Genomic DNA, 24,421 nt, shown 5'->3' on the forward strand with positions numbered 1-24,421 from the left:
TCTTGCTCGCTAATACGGGCGGCGTGCGCCGATCACTTCGGCTTGACGACGTCGAGCGGCTTGCCCGAGCTGCCGATCACGTCCTTCTTCCAGCGCTCGATCCACACCGGCTTCTTCGCCATCACCTGGGTCCAGTCGACCGGGATCAGCTTCACGCCCGCGATCGCCTTCTTGACCGCTTCGCCGTTCTTGCCGGCCAGCGGCACGTCCGTGCGGCCCGGGATGCCGTACATGTCCGGCACCTTCGACTGCACGTCCGTCGACATCAGGTAGTCGATCAGCTTCTTGCCGGCATCCTGGTTCGGGCCGCTCTTGATCAGGCCGATGCCGTACGGGAGCTGGAACGTGGTCGGCTGGTCGCCGTCCTTCGCGGCCAGGAAGATCGGCTTGACGGACAGCGCGCCGTGTTCGGCGTCGTCGAGGTCCATCTGCAGGTCGCCGTTCGCGACGCTGATTTCGTTGCGCGACAGCAGCACGTTCAGATAGCCCGTGCCCTTCGTATGGAACTTCACGCTCTGCGACAGCTTCGCGAGGTAGTCGAATGCCTTGTCCTCGCCCATCAGCGACGTCGTCAGGATCAGCACGGCCATCCCGTCGCCGGCCGTGGCCGGGTTCGAGTACGCGACCTTGCCCGCGTAGGCCGGCGACAGCAGGTCGGCGAACGTCTTCGGCTGGTTCTTCACGACGTCCGGGTTGATCGCGAACGAGAAGTAGTTGTTCACGAACGTCGCCCACGTGCCGTCCTCGGCCTTCGCGATGGCCGGCACGTTCTTGTAGTTCACGCTCTGGTACGCCTGCAGCAGGCCCATCTGGCCGGCCTGCTGGATGAACGGCGGCAGCGTGACGATCACGTCGGCCTTCGGGGAATTCTTCTCGATGTTCGCGCGGTTCACGACCTCGCCGCTGCCCGCCGTCACGATGTTGACCTTGACGCCTTCCTTCTTCTCGAAGGCCGGCAGCACGTCGCGATAGAGGTTCTCGAGGCCGTCCGCCGTGTACAGCACGACCGCGTTGGCCGCCTGCGCCGGCATCGCGGCGCCTTGCAGCAGACCGGCGGCGCAGGCGGCCAGCGCGAGCTTGCGGAACACGCCGGCAGGGGCGCGCGAGGGTTTCTGCAGTGTCATCTCACTTCTCCGTAGGCGGAACACCAAACGGCCGGGGCACGATCCGGCTCTCCTGTTATCTCCGGGCTGGCCGACCGACGGCCTGCCGCGCCGCCGCGCTGCGGTGGGTTGCGCGCGGCAACCGAAGGATCACAGCGTTCGATGACAAACCCGTGACGAATGCCACAATTTCCAAAAAATGACACATTTTGCCAATATCATGCAAGTCATTCCGAAATGCCGCCCGGCATTTCGTTCGACTGCCGCTGGAGAAAAACCATGTCCGATCCGATTCTGCTTACGCCCGGCCCGCTCACCACGTCCGCCACGACACGCCACGCAATGCAACATGACTGGGGCTCGTGGGACGCCGCTTTCAATCGACTGACGGCCAGCGTCTGCGCCGACCTCGTCGCGATCGCGCAAGGCGGCGACGCGTACGTATGCGTGCCGATGCAGGGCAGCGGCACGTTCTCGGTCGAGGCCGCGCTCGGCACGCTGGTGCCGCGCGACGGCGTCGTGCTCGTGCCCGACAACGGCGCGTATTGCGCGCGGATCCTGAAGATCCTCGGCCGGCTCGGCATCGACGCGATCGCGCTGCCGTTCGGCGAGGACGCGGCCGTCGACGCGGCCGCGGTCGAGGCCGCGTTCGCGCGCGCGCCGCGCATCACGCACGTCGCGCTCGTGCATCTGGAAACGAGCGCCGGGATCCTGAATCCGCTCGATGCGATCGCCGCCGTGTGCCGGCGGCACGGCAAGCGGCTGGTCGTCGATGCGATGAGTTCGTTCGGCGCATTGCCGATCGCGCTGGCGGACAGCGGCATCGACGCACTGGTCTCGGCAAGCGGCAAATGCCTCGAAGGGGTGCCGGGGATGGGATTCGCGATCGTGCGGCGCGACGCGCTCGACGCATGCGAAGGCAACTCGCCGTCGCTCGCGCTCGACCTCCACGACCAGTACGCGTACCTGCGCAAGACGGGCCAGTGGCGCTTCACGCCGCCGACGCACGTGATTGCCGCGCTGCGCGCCGCGCTCGACCAGTACCTCGCCGAAGGTGGCCAGCCGGCGCGCGCCGCGCGCTACGCGGACAACTGCCGGACGCTGGTCGAATCGATGCGCGCGCTCGGCTTCGTGCCGTTCCTCGACGCGCGCGTGCAGGCGCCGGTGATCGTCACGTTCCACGCCCCCGACCATCCGGCCTACGATTTCCGCCGCTTCTACGACGCAGTGCGCGACGCGGGCTTCATCCTGTATCCGGGCAAGCTCACGCAGCGCGAGACGTTCCGCGTCGGCTGCATCGGCGCGATCGACTCGGGCGATATCCGGCGCGCGGTCGCGGCGATCGCGCAAGCCGTCGAATCGCTCGGCATCGCCTTGCAGCGCGCCTGAGCGCAGTGCGCCGGCCGGCACGCCCGCCGGCGCCGCACGCAAAAAAGCCCGGCGGCCGGTGGGCCGCCGGGCTAACGCACCGGATGTGCGTGGAGCCGGTACTTACAGCTCGATCCGCTTGATGTCGCCGACGACGAAGATGTACGACAGCGCACCGACCAGCGCGATCACGCCGATGAACACGAGCGCGCCGACGAACGAGCCGGTCGTCGCGACGATGAAGCCGACGACCAGCGGCGTGATGATGCCCGCGAGGTTCGCCGCGAAGTTGAAGATGCCGCCCGTCACGCCGAGCAGGCCGTCCGGCGCGATGTCCGACACGAGCGTCCAGCCGAGCGCGGCCATCCCCTGCGCGAAGAAGGCGACCGACATGATCGCGATCACGGCCTCGTTGCTCTTCACGTAGTTCGCGAGAATGATCGTCGACGCGAGCAGCAGGCCCGCGATGATCGGCAGCTTGCGCGCGAGGTTCGCGGACTTGCCGCGGCGCAGCAGCCAGTCGGAGAAGATCCCGCCGAACATCACGCCGACCGATGCGGCGATGAACGGCATCACCGCGAAGAAGCCGATCTTCAGCCAGCCCATGTGACGCTCGGTGGCGAGGTAGGTCGGGAACCAGGTCAGGAAGAACACGAGCGTCGAGTTGCCGGCGAACTGGCCGAGGCAGATGCCCGCGAGCTGGCGCTTCTTCAGCAACTTGCCGGCCATCGACCAGCTGAACTTCGTCTGCGCGGCCTTGCCGTCCTTGTCGCCGGCCTTGCGCGTACCGTGCACGAGGCCGCCGCCGGCCTCGATATAGGTCAGTTCCGCCGCATTCGCGCCCGGATGGTTGCGCGGCTCGTGATAGAACTTCCACCAGACGAGGCCGAAGGCAATGCCGACCGCGCCGACGACCCAGAACAGCGAGCGCCAGCCGAACGCGCCCATCAGCGCGAACAGCACGGGGCTGAAGAACGCGAGGCCGATGTACTCGCCGACGGTATAGGTGCCCGTCGCCATCGCGCGCTCGTTCTGCGGGAACCACGTCGCGACGACGCGGCTGTTGGTCGGGAAGCACGGCGCTTCCGTCACGCCGAGACCCAGCCGGCAGGCGAGCAGCGTCGCGACGCCCGGCACGAAGCCCTGCAGGAGCGTGCACAGCGACCACAGCGTCATCGACCAGTAATAGGTGATCTTGCTGCCGAAGCGGTCGAGGAACAGGCCGCCGGGAACCTGCATCGCGACATAGGTCCACGAGAACGCGGAGAACATGATGCCCATCACGGCCGCATTGATGCCGAGCTCCTTGGTGAGCTGCGGCGCAGCCACCCCCAGCACGGTACGGTCAAGATAGTTGATCATCGTGCCGATCGCGAGCAACGCGAGGATCTTGTAGCGCGCGGACGTACGCCGGACCGTGCCGGCCGCCTGCGCCGGCGCGGCACTCGTGTGAGTGGTGTGCTGCATGGTTGTCTCCTGGTTTCTCGTTTTGTGAGGGGTCAGCGCGCGACGAGCGACTGAAAGTGATCGAACATTCGCTCGGCGTCGGGCGTGCGTCCGGTAAAGATCTCGAACGCGTCGACGGCCTGGTAGACGGCCATTCCGCCGCCGGGCAGCGTGGCGCAGCCGGCCGCGCGCGCGGCATGGATCAGTTCGGTTTCGAGCGGGAAGTACACGATGTCGGCCACCCACATGCCCGCGTGGAGCAGCTCGGCCGGCAGCGGCAAGCCCGGATGCTTGGCCATGCCGGTCGGCGTGGCGTGGATCAGGCCCGTCGCGGCGCGCATCGCGGCCGCGAGTTCGTCGCCGGACGGCGCGCCGCCCGCCACGACGCGCGCGGCGGGGAAGCGCTGCTGCAGTTCGCCCGCGAGCGCGGCGGCGCGCGTGCCGTCGACATCGAAAATCGTCAGTTCGGCCGCGCCCATCTGCAGCGCCGCGTGCGCCACGGCCGCACCGGCACCGCCCGCGCCGAGCTGGACGACGCGATCGAGCTTCGCGCCGGGCAGCCCGCGGCGGAACGATTTCGCGAAGCCCGACCAGTCGGTGTTGTGGCCGATCCGCTTGCCGTCCTTGAACAGCACGGTATTCACCGCGCCGAGCGCGCGCGCGTCGTCCGACAGCGCGTCGAGGTGTTCGATCACGCGCTGCTTGCACGGGTGCGTGATGTTCAGTCCGTTGTAGCCCATCCGCTGCGCGGCATCGAGCAGTTCCGGCAGCGCGTCGGCGGTCACGCCGAGCACGTCGAGATCGATGCGCCGGTAGACGTAGCCGAAGCCCTGGCGGAAGCCTTCTTCCTCATGCATCGCGGGCGACAGCGACCCGCCGATGCCCTGGCCGATCAGGCCGATCAGAAACGACGGGCGGCTCATCGTGCGGCTCCCTGCGCGAACAGCGTCGCGAAGCGCTGCAGCGCGAACACGTAGCCTTCGGTGCCGCAGCCGCAGATCACGGCTTCGGCGATGGCCGACACATACGAATGGTGGCGGAACGCCTCGCGGCGATGCACGTTCGAGATATGCACTTCGATCACCGGTTTCGCGATCGCGGAAAGCGCGTCGACCAGCGCGACCGACGTGTGCGTATAGGCCGCCGGGTTGATCACGATGCCGTCCGTGTCGACCCGCGCGGCATGCAGCCAGTCAATCAGCTGATGCTCGGCGTTCGACTGGCGGAACTCGATCTCCAGCCCGAGCGCGTCGGCGGCCGCACGGCAGCGCTGCTCGACGTCGGCGAGCGTTTCCGCGCCGTAGATATGGGGCTCGCGCGTCCCCAGCAGGTTCAGGTTCGGGCCGTTCAGCACCAATACCTTGGGCTTGCTCATGTGATTTCTGCTCCTGAAACAGGGACGGACCACGACCGGCACCGCCCCGAAGACATCGGAATTTGGCGCTAGTGTGCGCCCGTGAAAGCGCGCTGTCTTTTCGGGTTTTCGCTAATTTGTACCACCTAGTTAGTTTGTACAATACGGACCACTAGCCCAGTAAATTCGGGATATGGCGCCCATCGGGAACTCAACGACTGGTTCATTCAGGGCCGGTTCGGCCGGCGCCATGCCCCGTTCATCCGCAGGAATCGCCATGCAGCGCTCGATCGCCACCGTGTCACTGTCCGGCACGCTCGCCGAGAAACTCGCCGCCATCCAGGCCGCGGGTTTCGACGGCGTCGAAATCTTCGAAAACGACCTCGTCTACTTCGACGGATCGCCGGCCGACGTCCGGCGCATGGCCGCCGATCTCGGTCTCGATATCGTGCTGTTCCAGCCGTTTCGCGACTTCGAGGGCGTCAGCGCGGCCCAGCTCGCGCGCAACCTCGACCGGATCAAGCGCAAGTTCGACGTGATGCATGCGCTCGGCACCGACCGGATCCTCGTCTGCAGCAGCGTGTCGGCCGACACGATCGCGGACGACGGGCTGCTCGTCGACCAGCTCGGCGCGCTCGCCGAGGCCGCGCGGCAGGCCGGCGTGGTCGCCGCGTACGAAGCGCTCGCGTGGGGCCGCGTCGTGAAGCGCTATGGCCATGCGTGGAAACTCGTGAATGCGGTGAACAGCCCGCACCTCGGCCTCGCGCTCGACAGCTTTCACACGCTGTCGCTCGACGATTCGCCGGACGGGATCGCCGACATCCCGGGCGACCGGATCGCGTTCGTGCAGATCGCCGACGCACCGAAGCTCGCGATGGACGTGCTCGAATGGAGCCGCCACTTCCGCTCGTTCCCCGGCCAGGGCGACTTCGACCTCGCGCGCTTCACCGCGCGGGTGATCGAGTCGGGTTATACGGGGCCGCTGTCGCTCGAGATCTTCAACGACGGCTTCCGCGCGGCGCCGACCGCGATCACGGCCGCCGACGGCCATCGCTCGCTGCTCTATCTGGAAGAACTGACGCGCACGCGGCTCGCGCAGGACGGCCGCGCGCCGGCCGCCGGCCAGCCGCTGTTCGCGCCGCCGGCGCCGCCCGCGCACGTCGGGTTCCAGTTCATCGAATTCGCGGTCGACGCACCGGCGGCGGCGATCGTCGGCGAATGGCTCGGCCGGATGCGCTTCCGGCTCGCCGGCCGGCATCGCTCGAAGGACGTGACGCTGTTCCAGCACGGCGCCGCGTCGATCGTGCTGAACGCCGAGCGCGACTCCTTCGCCGATGCGTTCTTCCAGCAGCACGGGCTGTCGCTGTGCGCGTCGGCGTTCCGCGTCGACGACGCGAAAGTGGCGTTCGAACGCGCGGCCGGCTTCGGTTACGCGCCGTTCTCGGGCCGCGTCGGGCCGAACGAACGCGTGCTGCCGAGCGTGCAGGCGCCCGACGGCAGCCTCGAGTATTTCGTCGACGAAGCACCGAACGCGCCGACGCTGTACGAATCGGACTTCGTGCTGACCGACATCGACGGCCCGAGCGAAGTCGGCCCGCTGACGGGGATCGACCACGTGTGCCTCGCGCTGCCGGCCGACGCGCTCGACACGTGGATCCTGTTCTTCAAGACGGCGTTCGGCTTCGAGGCCGAGCGCAGCTGGCTCGTCCCCGACCCGTACGGACTGATGCGCAGCCGCGCGGTGCGCAGCGCCGACGGCTCGGTGCGGATCGCGCTGAATGCGTCGGTCGACCGTCATACGGCCGTCGCCGAATCGCTCGACCGCTACCACGGCACGGGGCTGAACCACGTCGCGTTCCGCACCGACGACATCGTGAAGACGGTCGCCGCGTTCGCGGCCGACGGCGTGCCGTTCCTGCGCATCCCGCCCAATTACTACGACGATCTCGCCGCACGCTACGCGCTGCCGGACGAACTGATCGACACGCTGAGCGCGCACCACCTGCTGTACGACCGCGACGAGCAGGGCGGCGAATTCCTGCACGCGTATACGGAACTGGTCGACAACCGCTTCTCGCTCGAAATCGTCGAGCGGCGCGGCGGGTACGACGGCTACGGCGCGACGAACGCGGCCGTGCGGCTCGCCGCGCAGGCCCAGCGCAGGAAATAAGGGAAGGAAGCGAATCGGGCCTCGCGGCCGGACCGCGGATGTCGTCCGCAGGGGATGCAACGGACGGCATCCGGCCCGCACCATCGTGGTGAATCAGACAACCGCGAGCCCGCCCGCGCGGCTCACCGCGATCGGGCCAGAGCCCGCGCGCGCTTGGCGTTACATCCCGTAACGCGTACCGCAGTGCAGCATTCCGCCGGCCGCCCCGGTTTTAAGAATCGCTTAAGTCTTCGACGGCACCATCCGCAACCAGTACCCGATGGTTATCTCGAAAATGAGGAAAGCGATGAGCGCCGTAGAAGCACCCGCGGGCCGCCCGGCCGCGCCCCCTGCAAAGAAGACGATGCTGCGCCGCCTGCTCAGTCATCATGAAATCGCGACGCTGCTCGTGCTGCTGCATGCACCGATCGGCGCGAACGCGAAACCCGAACTGCCTGCGCTGCAGGAAGCCGGCCTGGTCGAGATGGTCAAGCTCGACCCCGATACGGCCCCGAGCTTCCGGCTGACCGAAGACGGCACGGCCGTCCTGAAAGGGCTCGGCTACCGCTGAGCGGCCGTTCTCACGGCTTCCCCGTTTCTCCGTTTCCCCCGCATTCCCCGCCACACCCCGATCCCTGCGAGGCGCCGGCCCGGCCGGCGAATCGCGTCACCCCGCCCGCTCCTGCAGCATCAACCGGTATTCCGTCGGCGTGACGCCGACCGTCGCCTTGAACTGGCGCGTGAACGCGCTGTGATCCGTATAGCCGCATAGCGCGGCGACGTCGGTGACCTTGTCGTGCGTGACGAGCAGCGCGGTGGCCGCATCGAGCCGCGTCTTCAGCAGCACCTGGCGCGGCGTCAGGTGGAACACCTTGTGGAAGTAGCGTTCGAGCTGCGCGACCGACATCCCGGCCATCTGCGCGAGCTGCTTCAGGTTCAGCGGCTGCACGTAGTGATCCTGGATGTGCTGGACCACGTCGGCGAGCCGGCTGTACGCCGGGTGCGATCCCTCGTGCGCCTTCAGGTCGCGCGAGATGCCCGCGAGGCCGACCACCCTGCCCGCGGCGTCGCGCAGCGGTTCCTTGCAGGTCAGGCACCAGCCCGGCTGGCGGCCCGGATACAGGTGCAGCTCGAGCTGGTCCATCAGTTGCTGGCCGGCGTTGATCGTCGCCATGTCCTGCTCGAAATAGCTGCGGCCGAAGCGGCGCGGAAACACCTCGTCGGCGGTCTTGCCGAGCAGGTCGCGCTTGTCCTTGTAGCCGCAGCGCATCGCCAGCGTGCGATTGACGATCGCATAACGGCCGCTCGCGTCCTTCACGAAGAACGCGACGTCCGGCAGCGCATCGAACACCGGTTCGAGCAGGCGGAAGTGCGCGAGCATCGCGCCGAAATCGGCGTTGTCGGGCTGGTAGCGCAGCGTTTCGGACGGGCTCATGGGCGGTACGGCAAGCAAGGTCGTCATCCCGGCAACCGCGAAGCGAGTGGCAGATGGCGTCGATTATAGAAGCGCCCCTTCGATCGCGTCGCGCCGAGCGCGGGGCAGGCTGGTTGGCGGCGGGCGGCCGCATCGCGGTCGAGCGCTATCGGCCAGCGATACAAGTTGCGCACGCAACCACTGTGGCAGGTGTGCACGACCGGCTGCGATCACGATTCCCGTGCCGCCGGCATGCCGTACGACACCCGCGGCAACGCATACCCGGAACCGCCATCCTAAAAATGCGGACGGCCCGCGTCTTGGCGCGTTTGCGCATTCACCATGACGATTTCAGCATATATCAGGGTTATCGACGATATGCCGATATCGTCGCCGGTCACGCATCGAACGCGCAAGACGCCCGCATTTTCGCTATCTAGACTTGCTTCACGGTCACGAGACGACATCCCGCCGCTGCGGCAATCGGCACGCACGGCCCGCCGCATCCACCGTCGCGCACGCCGATTCCGGCACAGCACGGGCAGCCCGCGGCAGGCCTGCACGGCCCTCGCATCGGCCTGCCGACCGAACCGTCTCGCCCGGTTTACCGGCGCCGGCACGCATGCCGGCGGCGGCCCAACCACGCCATCAAGGGGAAGTGAAAGTGAAGCTGAAGGTATCGCACGTCGCGCTGGCCGCAGCCTGCGCACTGTCGGGCGCGCACGCCGGCGCCGCCGACGTCGTCAAGATCGGTTTCGCCGCACCGCTGACCGGCCCGCAGTCGAATTACGGCACGGACATGCAGAAAGGCGTGCAGCTTGCGATCGCCGATTTCAACGCGACGCATCCGACGATCGGCGGCAAGCCCGTCACGTTCCAGCTCGACTCGCAGGACGACCAGGCTGACCCGCGCACCGGCACGACCGTCGCGCAGCGGCTGATCGACGACAACGTCCGCGGGATCATCGGCCACTTCAACTCGGGCACCAGCATTCCGGCCTCCGACCTGTACGATCGCGCGGGCCTGCCGCAGATCTCGATGGCGACGTCGCCGCAATACACGGCGCGCGGCTACAAGACGACCTACCGGCTGCTGACGAGCGACGCGCAGGCCGGCCGCATCGTCGGCACCTACGCGGTGAAGACGCTGCGCTTCAAGCGCATCGCGATCATCGACGACCGCACGGCCTACGGCCAGGGCATCGCCGACGAATTCGCGAAGGCCGTGGAAGCGGCGGGCGGCACGATCGTCAAGCGCGACTTCACGAACGACAAGGCGCTCGATTTCTCCGCGATCCTGACCAACCTGAAGGGGATGAATCCCGACGCGATCTTCTACGGCGGCGGCGACGCGCAATCGTCGCCGATGATCCGCAAGATGCGTCAGCTCGGGATGAAGTCGGCCTTCGTGACGGGCGAGATGTCGCGCTCGCCGACGTTCCTGAAGGTCGGCGGCGACGCGGCCGAAGGCGCGATCGTCTACATGGGCGGGCTGCCGAAGGAAAAGATGCCGGGCTTCTCGGGCTACGCGACACGCTACAAGGCACGCTTCAACGAAGACGTGATCACCTACTCGCCCTACTCGTACGACGGCACGATCGCGCTGCTCACCGCGATGAAGGACGCGAACTCGACCGATCCGAAGGTGTACACGCCGTATCTCGGCAAGGTGTCGGTCAAGGGCGTGTCGGCCCCGAGCATCGCGTACGACGCGAAGGGCGACCTGAAGGACGCGCCGGTCACGATCTACAAGGTCGAGCACGGCACGTTCAAGCCGGTCGATACCATCGCCGGCAACTGAAGCGGCCGACCCGCACGCTCCCTTCCGCGCGGCGCGGCGGCTCACCCGCCGCGCGCGCCGCGCACGCTTCGGCCGCACGGCCCGAAGCCGCCCTCGACGCGCGCCCGCGTGCAGGCATTTCGCGCTCCTGTAGAATCCCCCCACCCGCTTTGACGCCTCGTCTCCGCCGTGCCCCATCCCGGTGCGGCGGTGCGTGTTTCGTGCCTTACCCGGCACGCGGCACGCTTCGACGACGCCAGCCGCGCCTTGTCAGTCCATGCCGATAGCGGGCCCTGGAGACGCAGCACCGACAACAACATTCGAAAACCGACCGTCCTGACCATGCAAGCTTCCGAATTGAGCGGCGTGCCTCGCGCCGCCGAACGCGCGCTCACGCGCAGCGACTACAAGACCCTTGGCCTTGCCGCACTCGGCGGCGCCCTCGAGTTCTACGACTTCATCATCTTCGTGTTCTTCGCGCCGGCGATAGGACAGCTCTTCTTCCCGCACGACATTCCCGACTGGCTGCGCCAGTTGCAGACGTTCGGCATCTTCGCGGCCGGCTATCTCGCGCGCCCGCTCGGCGGCGTGATCATGGCGCACTTCGGCGACCTGTTCGGCCGCAAGCGGATGTTCACGCTGAGCGTGCTGATGATGTCGGTGCCGACGCTGCTGGTGGGCCTGCTGCCGACCTACGACACGATCGGCATCCTCGCGCCGGTGTTGCTGCTGCTGTTCCGCGTGCTGCAGGGCGCGGCGGTCGGCGGCGAAGTGCCGGGCGCATGGGTGTTCGTGTCCGAGCACGTGCCGTCGCGCCACATCGGCTATGCGTGCGGCACGCTGACCGCGGGCCTCACGGCCGGCATCCTGCTCGGCTCGCTGGTCGCGGCCGGCATCAACACCCGCTACTCGACGGCGGAAGTCGCCGCGTTCGCGTGGCGCATTCCGTTCCTGCTGGGCGGCGTGTTCGGGCTGTTCTCCGTGTACCTGCGCCGCTGGCTGCACGAAACGCCGGTGTTCGCCGAAATGAAGGCGAAAAAGGCGCTCGCGGCCGAGATTCCGCTGAAGGCCGTGCTGCGCGACCACGGCCGCGCGGTGATCGTGTCGATGCTGCTCACGTGGATGCTGTCGGCCGCGATCGTCGTCGTGATCCTGATGACGCCCGCGCTGCTGCAGAAGCAGTTCCACCTGACGCCCGCGACGACGCTGTTCGCGAACAGCGTCGCGACGCTGTGCCTGACGGCCGGCTGCATCACCGCGGGGTCGCTCGCCGGCTGGATCGGCGCGAAGCGCGTGCTCGCGATCGGCGGCATCGGGCTGGCCGCGTGCTACTACCTGCTGTTCGCGCAGGTCGCGGCCGACACGTCGACGCTGCCGCTCTACTACGGCATCGCGGGCTTCATGGTCGGCACGATCGGCGCGGTGCCGTTCGTGATGGTCAAGAGCTTCCCGGCCGTCGTGCGCTTCTCGGGCATCTCGTTCTCGTACAACGTCGCGTACGCGATCTTCGGCGGCCTCACGCCGGTGATCGTGTCGCTGATGATGAAGTCGAACCCGCTCGCACCGGTTGTGTACGTCGCGGCGATCTGCGTGCTCGGCGCGATCGCCGTGCAGTTCTCGAAGGATGCGAAGGACGTGAAGGACGCGCGCTGAACATCGGCGCGCAAGCGCCGGTTTCATGCGGAAAGGGCCGAATCCCGCGACGTGCGGGATTCGGCCCTTTTGACTTGGTGCGGACTTGGTGCGGCGCGACGCCGCGGATCGATTCAGTTCAACGCAGCACGCCGTACGACGAACTCGGGCGGCGCAGCGCGTCGATGCTCGCGCCACCGGCGCCGGTGACGAACAGCAGCAGGAAACCGCCGGCGATCGCGACGTTCTTCCAGAAGTGGATCACCATGTCGTGCTGGACGGCGGCATTCGTCGCGTCCCAGAAATTATGCCCGACCATCGCGGTCGCGATCGTGTAGACCGCCATCAGCAGCGCGAGCGGCCGCACCTTGTAGCCGACGATCAGCAGCAGGCCGCCGAGCCCCTCGATCGCGACGACGATCGGCGCGACGACCTGTTGATAGGGCACGTTCATCGCATGCAGATACGCGATGAAATCACTGTAGCCGAGCAGCTTCATGATGCCGCCCCACAAAAACAACGCCGCCAGCGCCAGGCGTGCGAAAAAAATGACGCCGGAATCGACGGAACGCGTCATGCCTTTCTCCTCGTATGCAATTCGGCCGTCCGCACGGGCGCGCCCATGCGGCTCGGGAGCGCCGCGCGGCCCTGCGGGGCGCGCGGCAAATGGGCCAGCATAGAGGGTCTTTCCGCGGTGTCCAAGAAAAAGGTTGTAGCAAATCTTTACACTGCGGCCGCGGCACCGGCAGCCCGGCGCATCGAAAAACGCGTTTAGCCGGCGTCGCTCAACAGCACGCCTTTCTTGAAGATGAAGCAGCCGTAGCCGCGCAGTTCGCCGGTGACGATCACCGCGTACGTCTGCTGCGCGCGCTCGTAGAACGCGAAACGCTCGACGCCGGTCAGCGGCACCGCGCGCCCTTCCGCGCGGTCGATCTCGGCCTGCACTTCGCGCTGCACGGGCGGCACCGCGGCCGCGTCGCCGACGACTTCCATCCGCCACGCGGGCGTGTCGACGAACGTATCGAGCGGCAGCACCGACAGCACCGCGCGCACGACGCGCGCCGAATCGGCGCCGTCGATCCGCAGCGCGCGGCCGACCACGGTGTGCTCCGCGACGGATTCCGCCGGGAAATTCGCATCGCAGATCGCGATTTCGTCACCATGGCCCATCGCGCGCAGCGTGTGCAGGATGTCGGCGTGCAGCAGCGGGTCGAGATTCTTCAGCATGTCGGCTAGTCTCCGGGATCGGGAAGGAACCGCGTAACGTTACCCGATCCCGGCGGCCGCTGCGCATGCATCGCCCGCATTACGACGCCGCGGCCGGCATTTCGTCGATGAAACCCGTGACCGATGCGAGGCGGCCCGACGCGTCGACGGTGCCGAAGTCCGAACCCTTCACGATCGCCGCGCCGTCGGGCGACACGAGCGCCCACGAGAACCGCAGGTGCCGGCCGAAGCCGTCGACGTCGGTCGTGCGGCGGAAGCGGCAGGCGGGAAAGCGTTCCTGCACCGCCGCGATCATCGTGTCGATGCCCGCGTGGCCGTCGCCGCTCATCAGCGGATCGCGATACGCCGCGTCGCTCGCGTAGGTCGCATCGATCAGCGCGCGGCGGCGTGCGACGTCGGGTTCGTTCCATGCGTCGATGTAGCGGTCGATCAGGCCGGTGTGAACGGACGCAGCGGATCGGGCGGTGTTCATGGCAAGACTCCTGGTGTCGATGAAGGGACGATGTCGCGAACGTTTCGTGTCCGCGTGCCGCCATCGTCGCCGGGCTCGCGCGGGCGGTCGATTACGCGGGAGGTAAGGAAATCGCGCCGGCCGCGACCGGCGTGCCCGCGCGGCCCCCAACGAAAACGGGCGCCCGAAGGCGCCCGCGTCGGCGTGCCGCCACGTTCGCGCGCATCAGGTCACCGGCGCCGGATTGAACAGCGTCAGCGCATTCGCGAGCTTCCACTGCTCGGCCCACGTGCGGCGCTTGCCGCTCGCGACGTCGAGCATCAGCCGGAACAACGCCCAGCCGGTGTCCTCGATCGTCGCCGCGCCGGTCGCGATCTGCCCCGCGTCGAGATCCATCAGGTCGTGCCAGCGGCGCGCGAGATCGCTGCGCGTCGCGACCTTGATCACCGGCACCTGCGCGAGGCCGTACGGCGTGCCGCGGCCGGTCGTGAAGATGTGCAGGTTCATCCCGGCCGCGAGCTGCAGCGTGCCGCAGATGAAATCGCTCGCGGGCGTCGCCGCGTACAGCAGCCCCTTCTGCCGCGCGCGATCGCCGGGACGCACGACGCCGGCGATCGGCGCGCTGCCCGACTTCACGATCGACCCCATCGCCTTCTCGACGATGTTCGACAGGCCGCCCTTCTTGTTGCCGGGCGTCGTGTTCGCGCTGCGGTCGACGCGGCCGCGCTGCAGGTAGCGGTCGTACCAGTCCATCTCGCGGATGATCTCGCGCGCCACCGCTTCGTTCGCCGCGCGCGACGTGAGCTGCGCGACGCCGTCGCGGACTTCGGTCACTTCCGAGAACATGATCGTCGCGCCGGCGCGCACCAGCAGGTCGGCCGCGAAGCCCACGGCCGGGTTCGCGGTGAGCCCCGAAAACGCGTCGCTGCCGCCGCACTGCACGCCGACGACGAGATCCGACGCCGGGCACGTCTCGCGGCGGCGGCGGTTCAACCGCTCGAGATGCGCTTCGGCCATCTTCATGATCGAGTCGATCATCGAGTTGAAGCCGACGTGCGCGGCGTCCTGCAGGCATACGACGCCGCCGTTGCCGGCCGTGCCGTCGGCGGTCACCGGAATCGCACCGGGCGGCAGCAGGCGCTCGGGCTGCAGCTTCTCGCAGCCGAGGCTCACGGTCATCACTTCGCCGCCGAAATTCGGATTCAGGCTGATGTTGCGCAGCGTGCGGATCGGGATGTCGGCGTCGGGGGCGTCGATCGCGACGCCGCAGCCGTACGTGTGTTCGAGCCCGACCACGTCGTCGACGTTCGGGTAGCGCGGCAGCAGTTCGTCCTTGATCCGCTTCACCGCATGCTCGACGACGCCCGACACGCACTGCACGGTCGTCGTGATCGCCAGGATGTTGCGCGTGCCGACCGAGCCGTCGGCATTGCGGAAACCCTCGAACGTATAGCCTTCGAGCGGCTCGAGCGGCGGCGCGGCACGCGTCGCGAGCGGCAGGTCGTCGAGCCCCGGCGGCTCGGGCATGCGCATCGTGCGCTCGTTGACCCAGCTGCCGCGCCGCAGGTCCGTCAGCGCATAGCCGATCACCACGTTGTAGCGGACGACCGGTTCGCCGGCCGCGAGATCGACGAGCGCGACCTTGTGCCCCTGCGGCACGCCTTCGCACAGCGTCAGCCCGTCGGCGAACGTCGCGCCTTCGGGCAGGCCGCCGTCGTTGACGACGATCGCGACGTTGTCGGCCGGATGCACGCGGATGTAGAGGGGAAGCAGTCATTGCAATTCCTGAAGGCTATCGGCGATATCGTTAGTCATCATACGACATTCAACCTCAACCCGCGATGCTGCGTAAACCCTGATCCGGAAAGACCCTGACCTTGAACGGCCAGCAAACCGCTTGCGCCACCTTTTCCCTCGTTGTACGATGACATACAACGACATCGCCAATTCGGCTCGCATGCCGTTTCCCGACGAACCCAGCACTCGCGCTAGACGGACGACCCAATCATGACTTCACCGCAAGAACTCAAACAGATCATCTCCCACGGCCTGCTGTCGTTTCCGCTGACGGATTTCGACGCCGGCGGCAACTTCCGTCCGTCCACCTACGCCGAGCGCCTGGAGTGGCTGGCGCCGTACGGCGCGAGCGCGCTGTTCGCGGCGGGCGGCACCGGCGAATTCTTCTCGCTCACGCAGCGCGAGTATTCGGACGTGATCCGCGTCGCGACGGAAACCTGCAAGGGCAAGGTGCCGATCCTCGCCGGCGCGGGCGGCGCCACGCGCGTCGCGATCGAGTATGCGCAGGAAGCCGAGCGCCTCGGCGCGAGCGGCGTGCTGCTGATGCCGCATTACTTGACCGAAGCGAGCCAGGAAGGAATCGCCGACCATGTCGAGCAGGTGTGCCGCGCGCTGAAGATCGGCGTCGTGGTGTACAACCGCGCGAATTCGAAGCTGAACGCCGACATGCTCGAGCGCCTCGCCGACCGTTGCCCGAACCTGATCGGGTTCAAGGACGGCGTCGGCGAGATCGAGAGCATGGTCACGATCCGCCGCCGCCTCGGCGACCGCTTCGCGTACCTCGGCGGCCTGCCGACGGCCGAAGTCTATGCGGCCGCGTACAAGGCGCTCGGCGTGCCGGTGTACTCGTCGGCCGTGTTCAACTTCATCCCGAAGACGGCGATGGAATTCTACGAGGCGATCGCGAAGGACGACCACGCGACGGTCGGCCGCCTGATCGACGCATTCTTCCTGCCGTACCTGAAGATCCGCAACCGCCGCGCCGGTTATGCGGTCAGCATCGTGAAGGCTGGCGCAAGGCTCGTCGGCCATGACGCGGGCCCGGTGCGTGCGCCGCTCGTCGACCTCACCGAGGCGGAAGCCGCCGAGCTCGACGTGCTGATCAAGAAGATGGGCCCGCAGTAAGCGGCGTTCGCCGGCGGCGCGGGCCCTCATCGGCGCCGCGGCCGGCACGCCTGCATCGCGGCCGGCACGCGCCGGCCGCGATCGTTCGTTACCCTTCCTTTCCGCGATCGCGCACGCATCCGCCGCGATGCATGCCGCCGCCGTCACATCTGCGCGATGATCCCGACGATCCGGTAGCGCACGTTCCCCAGCTTGACCCGCGTCGCCTCGATCTGCCCCGGTGTGCCCGTGCGGGTGCGCGCATTCGATTCGCCGCCGAGGATCTGCCCAAGCACATCGCGGTCGACGACCGCATCGAAGAACCGGCCGACCGTGATCGTCGCCGACTGCTTCGCGGTCGCGAGCTGGCTGTTCGCCTGCATCAGCGCGTCGGTACGCAGGTTCGGGTCGCGCTCGTCGATGCTGCGCCGGTACTGGAGCGCGAACACCAGCGCTTCCATGTCCTGCCGGAAACGGCGAACGGCCTGCCCGAACACGAGCGAATGGGCGTCGGCACCCGTGACGAGCCGCCCCTGGTTGATCGTCACGTCGAATTCGCTGCCGCCGAGGTCGCGCTGGAATTCCTGCAACGCGTTCGCGAGCACACGCCCTTCGCTGTACTGGCCGATCTGGGTGCGCACGGATTTCGCGACGTCGCCGATCGCTTTCCACAATCCGGCCGCGAACAGGTGATCGCCACGCTTGTTGATGTTCATGGAGGGTTCCCTCGTTGTCTTTTGTCGGTCTCTCAGGCTCGCCTGCAGGCCGGGCGGCCCGAGGCACCGGTACTGTAGGAGAAATTCGGGAAACGCGGAAGACACCACGAAAAAAGCGGAGGCGACCCGTCGGCCGCCTCCGCTTTCGTCCCTCCGGGGAGCGGCCCGGCGTCGATTGCCGGGCCGCCCCTCGTTATTCCGCCTTCCCGTCCCGCAAGCGCGGGATCGCCAGCGGATTGCCGTCCTGCAACCCTTCGGGCAGCAGGTCGTCCGGGAAGTCCTGGTAGCACACGGGCCGCAGGAAACGCTCGATCGCCGTCGCGCCGACCGACGTGACGGCCGGGTTCGACGTCGCGGGGAACGGCCCGCCGTGCACCATCGCATCGCACACCTCGACGCCCGTCGGGTAGCCGTTGACGAGCAGGCGCCCGGCCTTGCGTTCGAGGATCGGCAGCAGCCGGCGGGCGAGCGGCTTGTCGTCGGCGTCCATCTGGAGCGTGGCCGTCAACTGGCCTTCGAGCCCGTCGAGCACGCGCGCGACTTCGTCGAGATCGCGGCAGCGCACGATCAGCGACGCCGGCCCGAACACCTCGTGGCTGAACGCCGGTTCGGCCAGGAACGCCTGCGCGCCGACTTCGTACAGTGCGCCGCCGGCCTGGCAGTCGGTCTGCGCCGCCTCGCCCGCGCCGATTTCGCGCACGCCCGGCAGTTCGGCCAGCTTGCCGCGACCGCTGCGGTACGCATCGGCAATGCCGTGCGTGAGCATCACGCCGGCCGGCTTCTTCGCGAGCGCCTGCGCGGCGACGGTTTCGAAGCGGTCGAGATCGGGGCCGTCGATCGCGAGCACGAGGCCCGGGTTCGTGCAGAACTGGCCGACGCCGAGCGTCAGCGAATCGACGAAGCCCGTCGCGATCGCGTCGCCGCGCGCGGCGAGCGCGGCCGGGAACAGCACGACCGGGTTGATGCTGCTCATTTCCGCGTAGACGGGAATCGGCTGCGGACGCGCGTTCGCGAGCTGCACGAGCGCCATGCCGCCCTGCCGCGAGCCGGTGAAGCCGACGGCCTGGACCGCCGGATGGCTGACGAGCGCCGGGCCGATCGCGCGGCCGGGGCCGATCAGCAGCGAGAACACGCCGGCCGGCATGCCGGTTTTCGCGACGGCGGCGCGGATCGCGCGGCCGACCAGCTCGGACGTGCCGAGATGCGCCTCGTGCGCCTTGACGATCACCGGGCAGCCGGCCGCGAGTGCCGACGCCGTATCGCCGCCGGCCACCGAGAACGCGAGCGGGAAATTGCTCGCGCCGAACACGACGACGGGCCCGAGCGCGACTTTCTGCAGACGCAGGTCCGAACGCGGCAGCGGCGTGCGCGCGGGCTGGGCGGGATCGATCGACGCGGCAAGGAAGCGCCCGTCGCGCACGACGCGCGCGAACAGCCGGAGCTGGCCGACGGTGCGGCCGCGCTCGCCCTGCAGCCGCGCGACGGGCAGGCCCGTTTCGGCGTGCGCGCGCTCGATCAGCGCATCGCCGAGCGCGACGATTTCATCGGCGATCGCCTCGAGAAACGCCGCGCGGGCCGCGAGCGGCTGCGCGCGGTACGCATCGAACGCGTCGCGCGCGAGTTCGCACGCGCGGTCGATATCGGCCGGCGACGCGACGCCGAACGCCGGCGCGTCGATCGGCGCGCCCTGCGTCGGGTCGAACGCGTGCAAGGTTCCGGCCGAGCCGGCCACCGCGTCGGCGCCGATCAGCATCTCTCCTGTCAGTTGCATGGGATGTGCTCCGTGGTTCGGGAATGAATGGCTCATTGTAGCGCAACAGATACGATGTCCGCTGACATCATCGCACCCTGTCCGCCGTTTGCGAGGGCGCCGACGATACACCCGCAAGCCTTGTCCGGCCAGGTTCTCACGACTTTCCCACACTGTGGCGACACGCTTCAAAGGGAAAACCCGAAGTTTATGCATCCGGCCATTATCAATAAACTTTCAGTCATGTCATACGACGACGTACATTAAAAGTGAGCCATCAGACTTCCCCTCGCGATCTTCCGCTCGACCTCGCGCGCACCGCGCGCCGGACCGCGGTGCGCTACTGGATCCTGGCGATGCTGTTCGTCGTCACGACGCTCAACTATGCGGACCGTGCGACGCTGTCGATCACCGGCACGCCGATCCGCCAGGCGTTCGGCATCGATCCGGTGACGATGGGCTACATCTTCTCGGCGTTCAGCTGGGCGTACGTGCTCGCGCAACTGCCGAGCGGCTGGCTGCTCGACCGCTTCGGCGCACGGCGCGTCTATGCGGCGAGCATCTTCCTGTGGTCGGCGTTCACGCTGCTGCAGAGCACGATCGGCCTCGGCGGCAGCGCCGCGTTCGCGGTCGCCGCGCTGTTCGCGATGCGCTTCGCGGTCGGCATCGCCGAGGCGCCCGCGTTTCCGGCCAATGCGAAAGTCGTCGCGAGCTGGTTCCCGACCGCCGAGCGCGGCACCGCGTCGGCGATCTTCAACGCCGCGCAGTACTTCGCGGCCGTGGTGTTCTCGCCGCTGATGGCGTGGCTCACGCATGCGTACGGCTGGCACCAGGTGTACCTGTGGCTCGGCCTGGCCGGCATCGCACTCGCGTTCCTGTGGCTGCGCGTCATGAAGGACCCGGCCGACCATCCGGCGGTGAACCGCGCGGAACTCGACCATATCGAACAGGGCGGCGGGCTCGTGCGATCGGCGGGCCGGCCCGCCGGGCCGCGCGACGCCGGCGGCACGCGTGCGGAAGGCGGCCGCGTCGCCGGCTGGTACTACGTGCGCCAGTTGCTGTCGAACCGGATGCTGATCGGCGTGTACCTCGGCCAGTACTGCGTGAACGTGCTCACGTACTTCTTCCTCACGTGGTTCCCGATCTATCTCGTGCAGGCGCGCGGCATGTCGCTGCTGAAGGCCGGCTTCATGACGTCGCTGCCCGCGATCTGCGGGTTCCTCGGCGGCGTGCTCGGCGGAATGCTGTCGGACGCGCTGATCCGTCGCGGCGTGTCGCTGACACTCGCGCGCAAGATTCCGATCGTCGGCGGGATGGCGCTGTCGATGGCGATCATCGGCTGCAACTACGTCGACAGCGAAGCGCTGGTGATCGTGCTGATGGCCGTGTCGTTCTTCGGCAAGGGGATCGGCTCGCTCGGCTGGGCCGTCGTCGCGGACACCGCGCCGAAGGAGGCGATCGGCCTGTCGGGCAGCCTGTTCAACATGTTCGGCAACACGGCCGGCATCGTCGCGCCGATCGCGATCGGCTACCTCGTCGGCGCGAGCGGCTCGTTCAACGGCGCGCTCGTGTTCGTCGGGCTGAACGCGCTCGTCACCGTGTTCAGCTATCTCGTGATCGTGAAGGACATCAAGCGCGTCGAATTGCGTCATCGCGACGCCTGAGGGTCGACGTTCCATGCAAACGGCGGCCGCTTTCGCGCGGCCGCCGTTTTCGCATCAAGCCGCGGAATGCGCGACGCGCAGCATGTCGTGCACGCCGGACGTCATCAGCGCAAGGAACGCGAGCAGGCCGACGTAGCAGAGCGCGTACGTCGTTTTCGTCTCGATCGACGTCGCGTAGTACACGCGGTTCTCCGGCGCGTCGGGATCGTAGCGCCACGCGCGCTTCAGCTGCGGCAGCGCGAGGATCGCCATCACGATCAGCAGCGGGCTCGGGCGATACACGAACAGCGCGATCAGCACGGGCACGCCCGCGAACCAGATGCGCGGCGACAGCACCGCGGTGATCCGCCCGCCGTCGAACGGCGACAGCGGAATCATGTTGAACAGGTTCAGGAAGAAGCCCGTGTACGACAGCGCGAGCAGCAGGTTGCTGTCGGTGTGCCGCGCGGCCGCGTAGCAGGCCAGCGCGCCGAGCGTGCCGACGAACGGCCCGGCAAGCCCGACGTATGCCTCGGTTTCCGCGTCGTGCGGCATCGCCTTCAGCTGGATCCATGCGCCGACGAACGGGATGAAGGTCGGCAGCCCGACGTCGAGCCCGCGCCGCTGTGCGGCGACGTAGTGGCCGGCCTCGTGCACCAGCAGCAGCGCGACGAAACCGGCCGCGAACCGCCAGCCGTAGAACAGCGCGTAGACCGCGATCGACGCCAGCATGGTGCCCGCCGACACGAGAACCTTGCCGAGCTTGAGGCCGCCGAAGATCAGCAGCAGCAGCTTCGTCATTCCTTGCGCTCCGTGGCGGCTGCCTCGGACGCGTCGGCGACCGCCGGCACCGCGGCGGCCTTCGGCTTGCGCCCGAAGAAGCGCTTGAGCGCCGCGCCGCCGGCCAGCAGCGCGACCGCGCCGATCTTGAAGAACTTCACCGCGAACGCGCCGATCAGCGCGAGCAGGCCGAGCTTCTTCGCGCCGACGCCTACGATCAGCGCCGCCAGCCCGTACTCGGCAACGTGATCGGTCGACCGGTTGAAATCGGCGTAGCGCTTGCCGTCGTTGAAGCTGATATTCGACAGCAGGTCGTCGGCCGATGCCTTGTATTTCGGCAGGTCGGCAAGCGTCGACGCCATCGTCAGCGACAGGTAGCCGTCGCGGCCCAGCACGAGCGTCCGGTAGTTCACGCCGTCGTTTGCGGCATTCGGCGCCGCGCCCTTGTCGCGGATGATCGCGGACCACACGAGCCGGTGCGTGGCCGCGTCGTACGCGGGCGCCTTCGCCCAGCCGACCACCTCGGTTTCGGGCAGGCCGCGCTCCTTGCGCGCCGGGTTGTTTTCCTCGGTGCCGGCCTGCAGGCTCTTCAGCAGCTCGTCAGGCTTCCAGTCCTTCGCGTCGTCGTCGCGGATATAGCCGCTCGGCTCGAACGACACGACCGAAATCCAGTCGGCGTCCGGGTCGTCGGGCAGCACGAGGCCGACCAGCTTCGCTTCGTCGATCGAATTGCCCATCGAGCGCAGGTAGCGGCCGGCCTCGGCGGCCGGCACGAACGACTCGCCGGCCTTCAGCTTCAGCACGGCTTCGTGTTTCACGTCGATGTCGGTCGGCCCTTTCACGACCGCTTCGTTGGCGGCCGCGGCGGCGGCCCTCATTTCCACCTGCGCAGCTTCGGTCTGCGCGTGGCCGCTGGTCGCGGCGAGTGCGAGCGTCGCCACGCAGGCGAGCCGGACGGCAAGTCTTTTCATTGTTGGATTCCCCTGGAATGCCTTGTCGTGAATGTGCGCGGCACCGGCCCGTGATTGGTCTCGCGGGTCCGGCGCCGCCTCTCAGGTGGCACGGTCGCCATGGTAACGCAGCGCCGCGACGCGCCAGGGCCCGGGGAGCGGCGCGATGCTTACCTGACAGGTAATGCCCAAGGTGCGCGAGATTGCCTATCATCCGCGTCATGAACCCGACCGCCACCGCCCATTCGCTCTCCCCGTCCGCCGGCCGCGCGTCCGGCGTCGGCCCGCTGCTGCGCACGTGGCGCCAGCGCCGGCGCCTGAGCCAGATGGCGCTCGCGCTCGACGCGGAAGTCTCCGCGCGCCACCTGAGCTTCGTCGAATCGGGCCGCGCGCAGCCGAGCCGCGAGATGGTGCTGCACCTCGCCGAACGCCTCGACGTGCCGCTGCGCGAACGCAATGCGCTGCTCGTCGCGGCCGGCTTCGCGCCGCTGTTTCGCGAACGGCCGTTTTCGGATCCTCAACTCGACGCCGCGCGCCACGCGGTCGAAGCCGTGCTGCGCGGCCACGAGCCCTACCCGGCGCTCGCGGTCGACCGCCACTGGGTGCTGCTCTCCGCGAACCGGATGCTCGGCGCGCTGGTCGCGCAGGCCGATCGGGCGCTGCTGCAGCCGCCCGTCAACGTGCTGCGGCTGAGCCTGCATCCGGACGGCCTCGCATCGCAGATCGCCAACTGGCATGAATGGCGCGCGCACATCCTGCATCGGCTGCAGCGGCAGATCGACGCGAGCGGCGACCGCACGCTGCATGCGCTGCGCGACGAGCTCGCCGCGTATCCGGCGCCGGGCGGCCAGCCCGACACCCCGCCGGCACGCGCCGATTTCGCGGATATCGCCGTGCCATTGCGGTTGCGCACGGCGGCCGGCGAGCTGACGTTCTTCAGTACGACGACGGTGTTCGGCACGCCGGTCGACGTGACGCTGTCGGAACTCGCGATCGAGGCGTTCTTTCCGGCGAATCCGGAGACGGTCGACGCGATGCGGGCGCTGGCGGACACCCTGCCCGCGTCATGACCGCCATCAGCGGCGCTCGAGCGCCAGCTTCACGCCAAGCCCCAGCAGGACCACGCCGCTGACGCGGTGCAGGCGCGTCAGGATGCGCGGGTTGCGCCGGATCGATGCCGACAGCAGGCCGGCGAACAGCGCGACGGGCCCCTTGACGAGAAACGTCAGGCCGGCGAACGTCGCGCCCAGCACGAACAGCGACCGCATCGGATGCGCGGTGCCCGCCGGCACGAACTGCGGCAGGAACGCCAGATAGAACAGCGCGACCTTCGGATTCGACACGTTGGACAGCGCGCCTTGCGCGAACGTACGCAGCCGCGACACCTGCGCGCCGCCGCTGCTGCTGCTCGCGAGCGACGGTTCGCCCGACGAACGCAGCAACGTGATGCCGAGGTACAGCAGGTACAGCGCGCCGATCACCTTCAGCGCCGTGAACAACCATTCGGATGCCTGAAGAAGCGCGCCGAGCCCGAGCGTCGCGAGCATCGTGTGCACGAGCAACCCGACGCTGACGCCCGCGGCGGTCACGAGGCCCGCGCGCGTGCCGCCGGACAGCGTGCGCGACATCACGAGAACCATGTCCTGGCCCGGCGTGACGATGACCAGCAGCGACGTTGCAATGAACGGCAACCAGGATAGATGCGACATGGGAGCACTCCAGAACGGGATGGCCGACGGACGGGAATCGCCCGGCCG

Annotated in this window: 22 protein-coding genes; 8 read left to right on the forward strand and 14 right to left on the reverse strand. The window is 68.1% G+C overall.

What is annotated here, in order from left to right; translation table 11 throughout:
- Window positions 1-32: 32 nt before the first annotated feature.
- Window positions 33-1,124 (reverse strand): 2-aminoethylphosphonate ABC transporter substrate-binding protein, encoded by a 1,092-nt coding sequence (phnS, locus tag VXM69_RS00060; protein WP_034187829.1) that lies wholly within the window; start codon window positions 1,122-1,124, stop codon window positions 33-35.
- A 258-nt stretch (window positions 1,125-1,382) separates the two neighbouring features.
- Here phnS and VXM69_RS00065 point away from each other — a divergent pair, with 258 nt between their 5' ends.
- The gene (locus VXM69_RS00065) at window positions 1,383-2,492 is read left to right on the forward strand and encodes a 2-aminoethylphosphonate--pyruvate transaminase (RefSeq protein ID WP_367188762.1); all 1,110 of its coding nucleotides are present in this window, start codon (window positions 1,383-1,385) and stop codon (window positions 2,490-2,492) included.
- Between the two features lie 102 nt (window positions 2,493-2,594).
- On the opposite strand, the gene VXM69_RS00070 is transcribed toward VXM69_RS00065, so the two are convergent.
- From VXM69_RS00070 to aroQ, 3 genes are read right to left on the reverse strand one after another with little or no spacing between them, the layout of a single operon-like run.
- Window positions 2,595-3,938 carry an MFS transporter gene (locus VXM69_RS00070; RefSeq protein WP_367188763.1) on the reverse strand — a complete coding sequence of 448 codons (1,344 nt, stop codon included), beginning with the start codon at window positions 3,936-3,938 and terminating at the stop codon, window positions 2,595-2,597.
- A 32-nt stretch (window positions 3,939-3,970) separates the two neighbouring features.
- The gene (locus VXM69_RS00075; RefSeq protein WP_069706928.1) at window positions 3,971-4,840 is read right to left on the reverse strand and encodes a shikimate dehydrogenase; all 870 of its coding nucleotides are present in this window, start codon (window positions 4,838-4,840) and stop codon (window positions 3,971-3,973) included.
- Entirely contained in the window at window positions 4,837-5,292 is a 456-nt protein-coding gene (aroQ, locus tag VXM69_RS00080) for a type II 3-dehydroquinate dehydratase (protein WP_367188764.1), read from the reverse strand. The genes VXM69_RS00075 and aroQ overlap by 4 nt, the downstream gene beginning before the upstream one ends.
- A gap of 256 nt (window positions 5,293-5,548) precedes the next feature.
- On the opposite strand from aroQ, the gene VXM69_RS00085 reads away from it, so the two are divergent.
- Both VXM69_RS00085 and VXM69_RS00090 read left to right on the forward strand, forming a co-directional pair.
- Window positions 5,549-7,441, forward strand: coding sequence for a bifunctional sugar phosphate isomerase/epimerase/4-hydroxyphenylpyruvate dioxygenase family protein (locus VXM69_RS00085; RefSeq protein ID WP_367188765.1), 1,893 nt, complete (start codon window positions 5,549-5,551; stop codon window positions 7,439-7,441).
- A gap of 286 nt (window positions 7,442-7,727) precedes the next feature.
- The gene (locus tag VXM69_RS00090) at window positions 7,728-7,991 is read left to right on the forward strand and encodes a hypothetical protein (RefSeq protein ID WP_006489463.1); all 264 of its coding nucleotides are present in this window, start codon (window positions 7,728-7,730) and stop codon (window positions 7,989-7,991) included.
- A 96-nt stretch (window positions 7,992-8,087) separates the two neighbouring features.
- Here VXM69_RS00090 and VXM69_RS00095 read toward each other — a convergent pair whose 3' ends face one another.
- Window positions 8,088-8,882, reverse strand: coding sequence for a helix-turn-helix domain-containing protein (locus VXM69_RS00095; RefSeq protein WP_367188766.1), 795 nt, complete (start codon window positions 8,880-8,882; stop codon window positions 8,088-8,090).
- 616 nt (window positions 8,883-9,498) lie between these two features.
- Between VXM69_RS00095 and VXM69_RS00100 the strand changes: the two genes are divergently transcribed.
- Together VXM69_RS00100 and VXM69_RS00105 are read left to right on the forward strand one after the other, a co-directional pair.
- Window positions 9,499-10,635 (forward strand): branched-chain amino acid ABC transporter substrate-binding protein, encoded by a 1,137-nt coding sequence (locus VXM69_RS00100; protein ID WP_082744730.1) that lies wholly within the window; start codon window positions 9,499-9,501, stop codon window positions 10,633-10,635.
- A gap of 321 nt (window positions 10,636-10,956) precedes the next feature.
- Window positions 10,957-12,267 (forward strand): MFS transporter, encoded by a 1,311-nt coding sequence (locus VXM69_RS00105; RefSeq protein WP_367188767.1) that lies wholly within the window; start codon window positions 10,957-10,959, stop codon window positions 12,265-12,267.
- Between the two features lie 118 nt (window positions 12,268-12,385).
- Here VXM69_RS00105 and VXM69_RS00110 read toward each other — a convergent pair whose 3' ends face one another.
- From VXM69_RS00110 to garD, 4 genes are all read right to left on the reverse strand, one after another.
- Window positions 12,386-12,823 carry a DoxX family protein gene (locus tag VXM69_RS00110; RefSeq protein ID WP_034187821.1) on the reverse strand — a complete coding sequence of 146 codons (438 nt, stop codon included), beginning with the start codon at window positions 12,821-12,823 and terminating at the stop codon, window positions 12,386-12,388.
- Window positions 12,824-13,017: 194 nt separating this feature from the next.
- Window positions 13,018-13,473 (reverse strand): RbsD/FucU family protein, encoded by a 456-nt coding sequence (locus VXM69_RS00115; protein WP_034187820.1) that lies wholly within the window; start codon window positions 13,471-13,473, stop codon window positions 13,018-13,020.
- Window positions 13,474-13,552: 79 nt separating this feature from the next.
- On the reverse strand, window positions 13,553-13,945 hold the full coding sequence (locus VXM69_RS00120; RefSeq protein ID WP_034187819.1) for a nuclear transport factor 2 family protein: 393 nt from the start codon (window positions 13,943-13,945) through the stop codon (window positions 13,553-13,555).
- A gap of 204 nt (window positions 13,946-14,149) precedes the next feature.
- On the reverse strand, window positions 14,150-15,697 hold the full coding sequence (gene garD / locus VXM69_RS00125) for a galactarate dehydratase (protein WP_367189208.1): 1,548 nt from the start codon (window positions 15,695-15,697) through the stop codon (window positions 14,150-14,152).
- 234 nt (window positions 15,698-15,931) lie between these two features.
- On the opposite strand from garD, the gene kdgD reads away from it, so the two are divergent.
- Entirely contained in the window at window positions 15,932-16,846 is a 915-nt protein-coding gene (kdgD, locus tag VXM69_RS00130; RefSeq protein WP_049028984.1) for a 5-dehydro-4-deoxyglucarate dehydratase, read from the forward strand.
- A 143-nt stretch (window positions 16,847-16,989) separates the two neighbouring features.
- On the opposite strand, the gene VXM69_RS00135 is transcribed toward kdgD, so the two are convergent.
- Both VXM69_RS00135 and VXM69_RS00140 read right to left on the reverse strand, forming a co-directional pair.
- Entirely contained in the window at window positions 16,990-17,541 is a 552-nt protein-coding gene (locus tag VXM69_RS00135) for a hypothetical protein (protein ID WP_367188768.1), read from the reverse strand.
- 193 nt (window positions 17,542-17,734) lie between these two features.
- Window positions 17,735-19,312: an aldehyde dehydrogenase (NADP(+)) gene (locus VXM69_RS00140; RefSeq protein ID WP_049028986.1), complete on the reverse strand. Its 1,578-nt coding sequence runs from the start codon at window positions 19,310-19,312 to the stop codon at window positions 17,735-17,737.
- A gap of 248 nt (window positions 19,313-19,560) precedes the next feature.
- On the opposite strand from VXM69_RS00140, the gene VXM69_RS00145 reads away from it, so the two are divergent.
- Entirely contained in the window at window positions 19,561-20,955 is a 1,395-nt protein-coding gene (locus VXM69_RS00145; RefSeq protein ID WP_069706924.1) for an MFS transporter, read from the forward strand.
- A gap of 54 nt (window positions 20,956-21,009) precedes the next feature.
- On the opposite strand, the gene VXM69_RS00150 is transcribed toward VXM69_RS00145, so the two are convergent.
- Both VXM69_RS00150 and VXM69_RS00155 read right to left on the reverse strand, forming a co-directional pair.
- A complete protein-coding gene (locus VXM69_RS00150; protein ID WP_034187813.1) occupies window positions 21,010-21,735 on the reverse strand; it encodes a site-2 protease family protein in 726 nt (241 codons plus the stop codon).
- Complete coding sequence (locus VXM69_RS00155; protein WP_034187812.1) at window positions 21,732-22,685, reverse strand: DUF2167 domain-containing protein; 954 nt, start codon at window positions 22,683-22,685, stop codon at window positions 21,732-21,734. Before VXM69_RS00155 ends, VXM69_RS00150 begins: the two co-directional genes overlap by 4 nt.
- A 200-nt stretch (window positions 22,686-22,885) precedes the next feature.
- On the opposite strand from VXM69_RS00155, the gene VXM69_RS00160 reads away from it, so the two are divergent.
- Complete coding sequence (locus tag VXM69_RS00160) at window positions 22,886-23,734, forward strand: helix-turn-helix domain-containing protein (RefSeq protein WP_367188769.1); 849 nt, start codon at window positions 22,886-22,888, stop codon at window positions 23,732-23,734.
- 6 nt (window positions 23,735-23,740) lie between these two features.
- Here the strand turns inward: VXM69_RS00160 and VXM69_RS00165 are convergent, their stop codons facing one another.
- The gene (locus tag VXM69_RS00165; RefSeq protein WP_367188770.1) at window positions 23,741-24,373 is read right to left on the reverse strand and encodes a LysE family translocator; all 633 of its coding nucleotides are present in this window, start codon (window positions 24,371-24,373) and stop codon (window positions 23,741-23,743) included.
- Window positions 24,374-24,421 lie beyond the last annotated feature (48 nt).

The organism is Burkholderia sp. Ed8 (genome assembly GCF_040761425.1).
Lineage (GTDB): Bacteria > Pseudomonadota > Gammaproteobacteria > Burkholderiales > Burkholderiaceae > Burkholderia > Burkholderia seminalis.

Bases quoted from the DNA above. Each gene is read 5' to 3' on its own strand.
- VXM69_RS00070 (WP_367188763.1), bottom strand. From the start codon at position 3,938: ATGCAGCACACCACTCACACGAGTGCCGCGCCGGCGCAGGCGGCCGGC.
- aroQ (WP_367188764.1), bottom strand. From the start codon at position 5,292: ATGAGCAAGCCCAAGGTATTGGTGCTGAACGGCCCGAACCTGAACCTG.
- VXM69_RS00110 (WP_034187821.1), bottom strand. From the start codon at position 12,823: ATGACGCGTTCCGTCGATTCCGGCGTCATTTTTTTCGCACGCCTGGCG.
- VXM69_RS00115 (WP_034187820.1), bottom strand. From the start codon at position 13,473: ATGCTGAAGAATCTCGACCCGCTGCTGCACGCCGACATCCTGCACACG.
- VXM69_RS00090 (WP_006489463.1), top strand. From the start codon at position 7,728: ATGAGCGCCGTAGAAGCACCCGCGGGCCGCCCGGCCGCGCCCCCTGCA.
- VXM69_RS00150 (WP_034187813.1), bottom strand. From the start codon at position 21,735: ATGACGAAGCTGCTGCTGCTGATCTTCGGCGGCCTCAAGCTCGGCAAG.
- phnS (WP_034187829.1), bottom strand. From the start codon at position 1,124: ATGACACTGCAGAAACCCTCGCGCGCCCCTGCCGGCGTGTTCCGCAAG.
- VXM69_RS00165 (WP_367188770.1), bottom strand. From the start codon at position 24,373: ATGTCGCATCTATCCTGGTTGCCGTTCATTGCAACGTCGCTGCTGGTC.
- VXM69_RS00105 (WP_367188767.1), top strand. From the start codon at position 10,957: ATGCAAGCTTCCGAATTGAGCGGCGTGCCTCGCGCCGCCGAACGCGCG.
- VXM69_RS00135 (WP_367188768.1), bottom strand. From the start codon at position 17,541: ATGAACATCAACAAGCGTGGCGATCACCTGTTCGCGGCCGGATTGTGG.
- VXM69_RS00075 (WP_069706928.1), bottom strand. From the start codon at position 4,840: ATGAGCCGCCCGTCGTTTCTGATCGGCCTGATCGGCCAGGGCATCGGC.
- kdgD (WP_049028984.1), top strand. From the start codon at position 15,932: ATGACTTCACCGCAAGAACTCAAACAGATCATCTCCCACGGCCTGCTG.
- VXM69_RS00095 (WP_367188766.1), bottom strand. From the start codon at position 8,882: ATGACGACCTTGCTTGCCGTACCGCCCATGAGCCCGTCCGAAACGCTG.
- VXM69_RS00120 (WP_034187819.1), bottom strand. From the start codon at position 13,945: ATGAACACCGCCCGATCCGCTGCGTCCGTTCACACCGGCCTGATCGAC.
- VXM69_RS00065 (WP_367188762.1), top strand. From the start codon at position 1,383: ATGTCCGATCCGATTCTGCTTACGCCCGGCCCGCTCACCACGTCCGCC.
- VXM69_RS00085 (WP_367188765.1), top strand. From the start codon at position 5,549: ATGCAGCGCTCGATCGCCACCGTGTCACTGTCCGGCACGCTCGCCGAG.
- VXM69_RS00160 (WP_367188769.1), top strand. From the start codon at position 22,886: ATGAACCCGACCGCCACCGCCCATTCGCTCTCCCCGTCCGCCGGCCGC.
- VXM69_RS00155 (WP_034187812.1), bottom strand. From the start codon at position 22,685: ATGAAAAGACTTGCCGTCCGGCTCGCCTGCGTGGCGACGCTCGCACTC.
- VXM69_RS00140 (WP_049028986.1), bottom strand. From the start codon at position 19,312: ATGCAACTGACAGGAGAGATGCTGATCGGCGCCGACGCGGTGGCCGGC.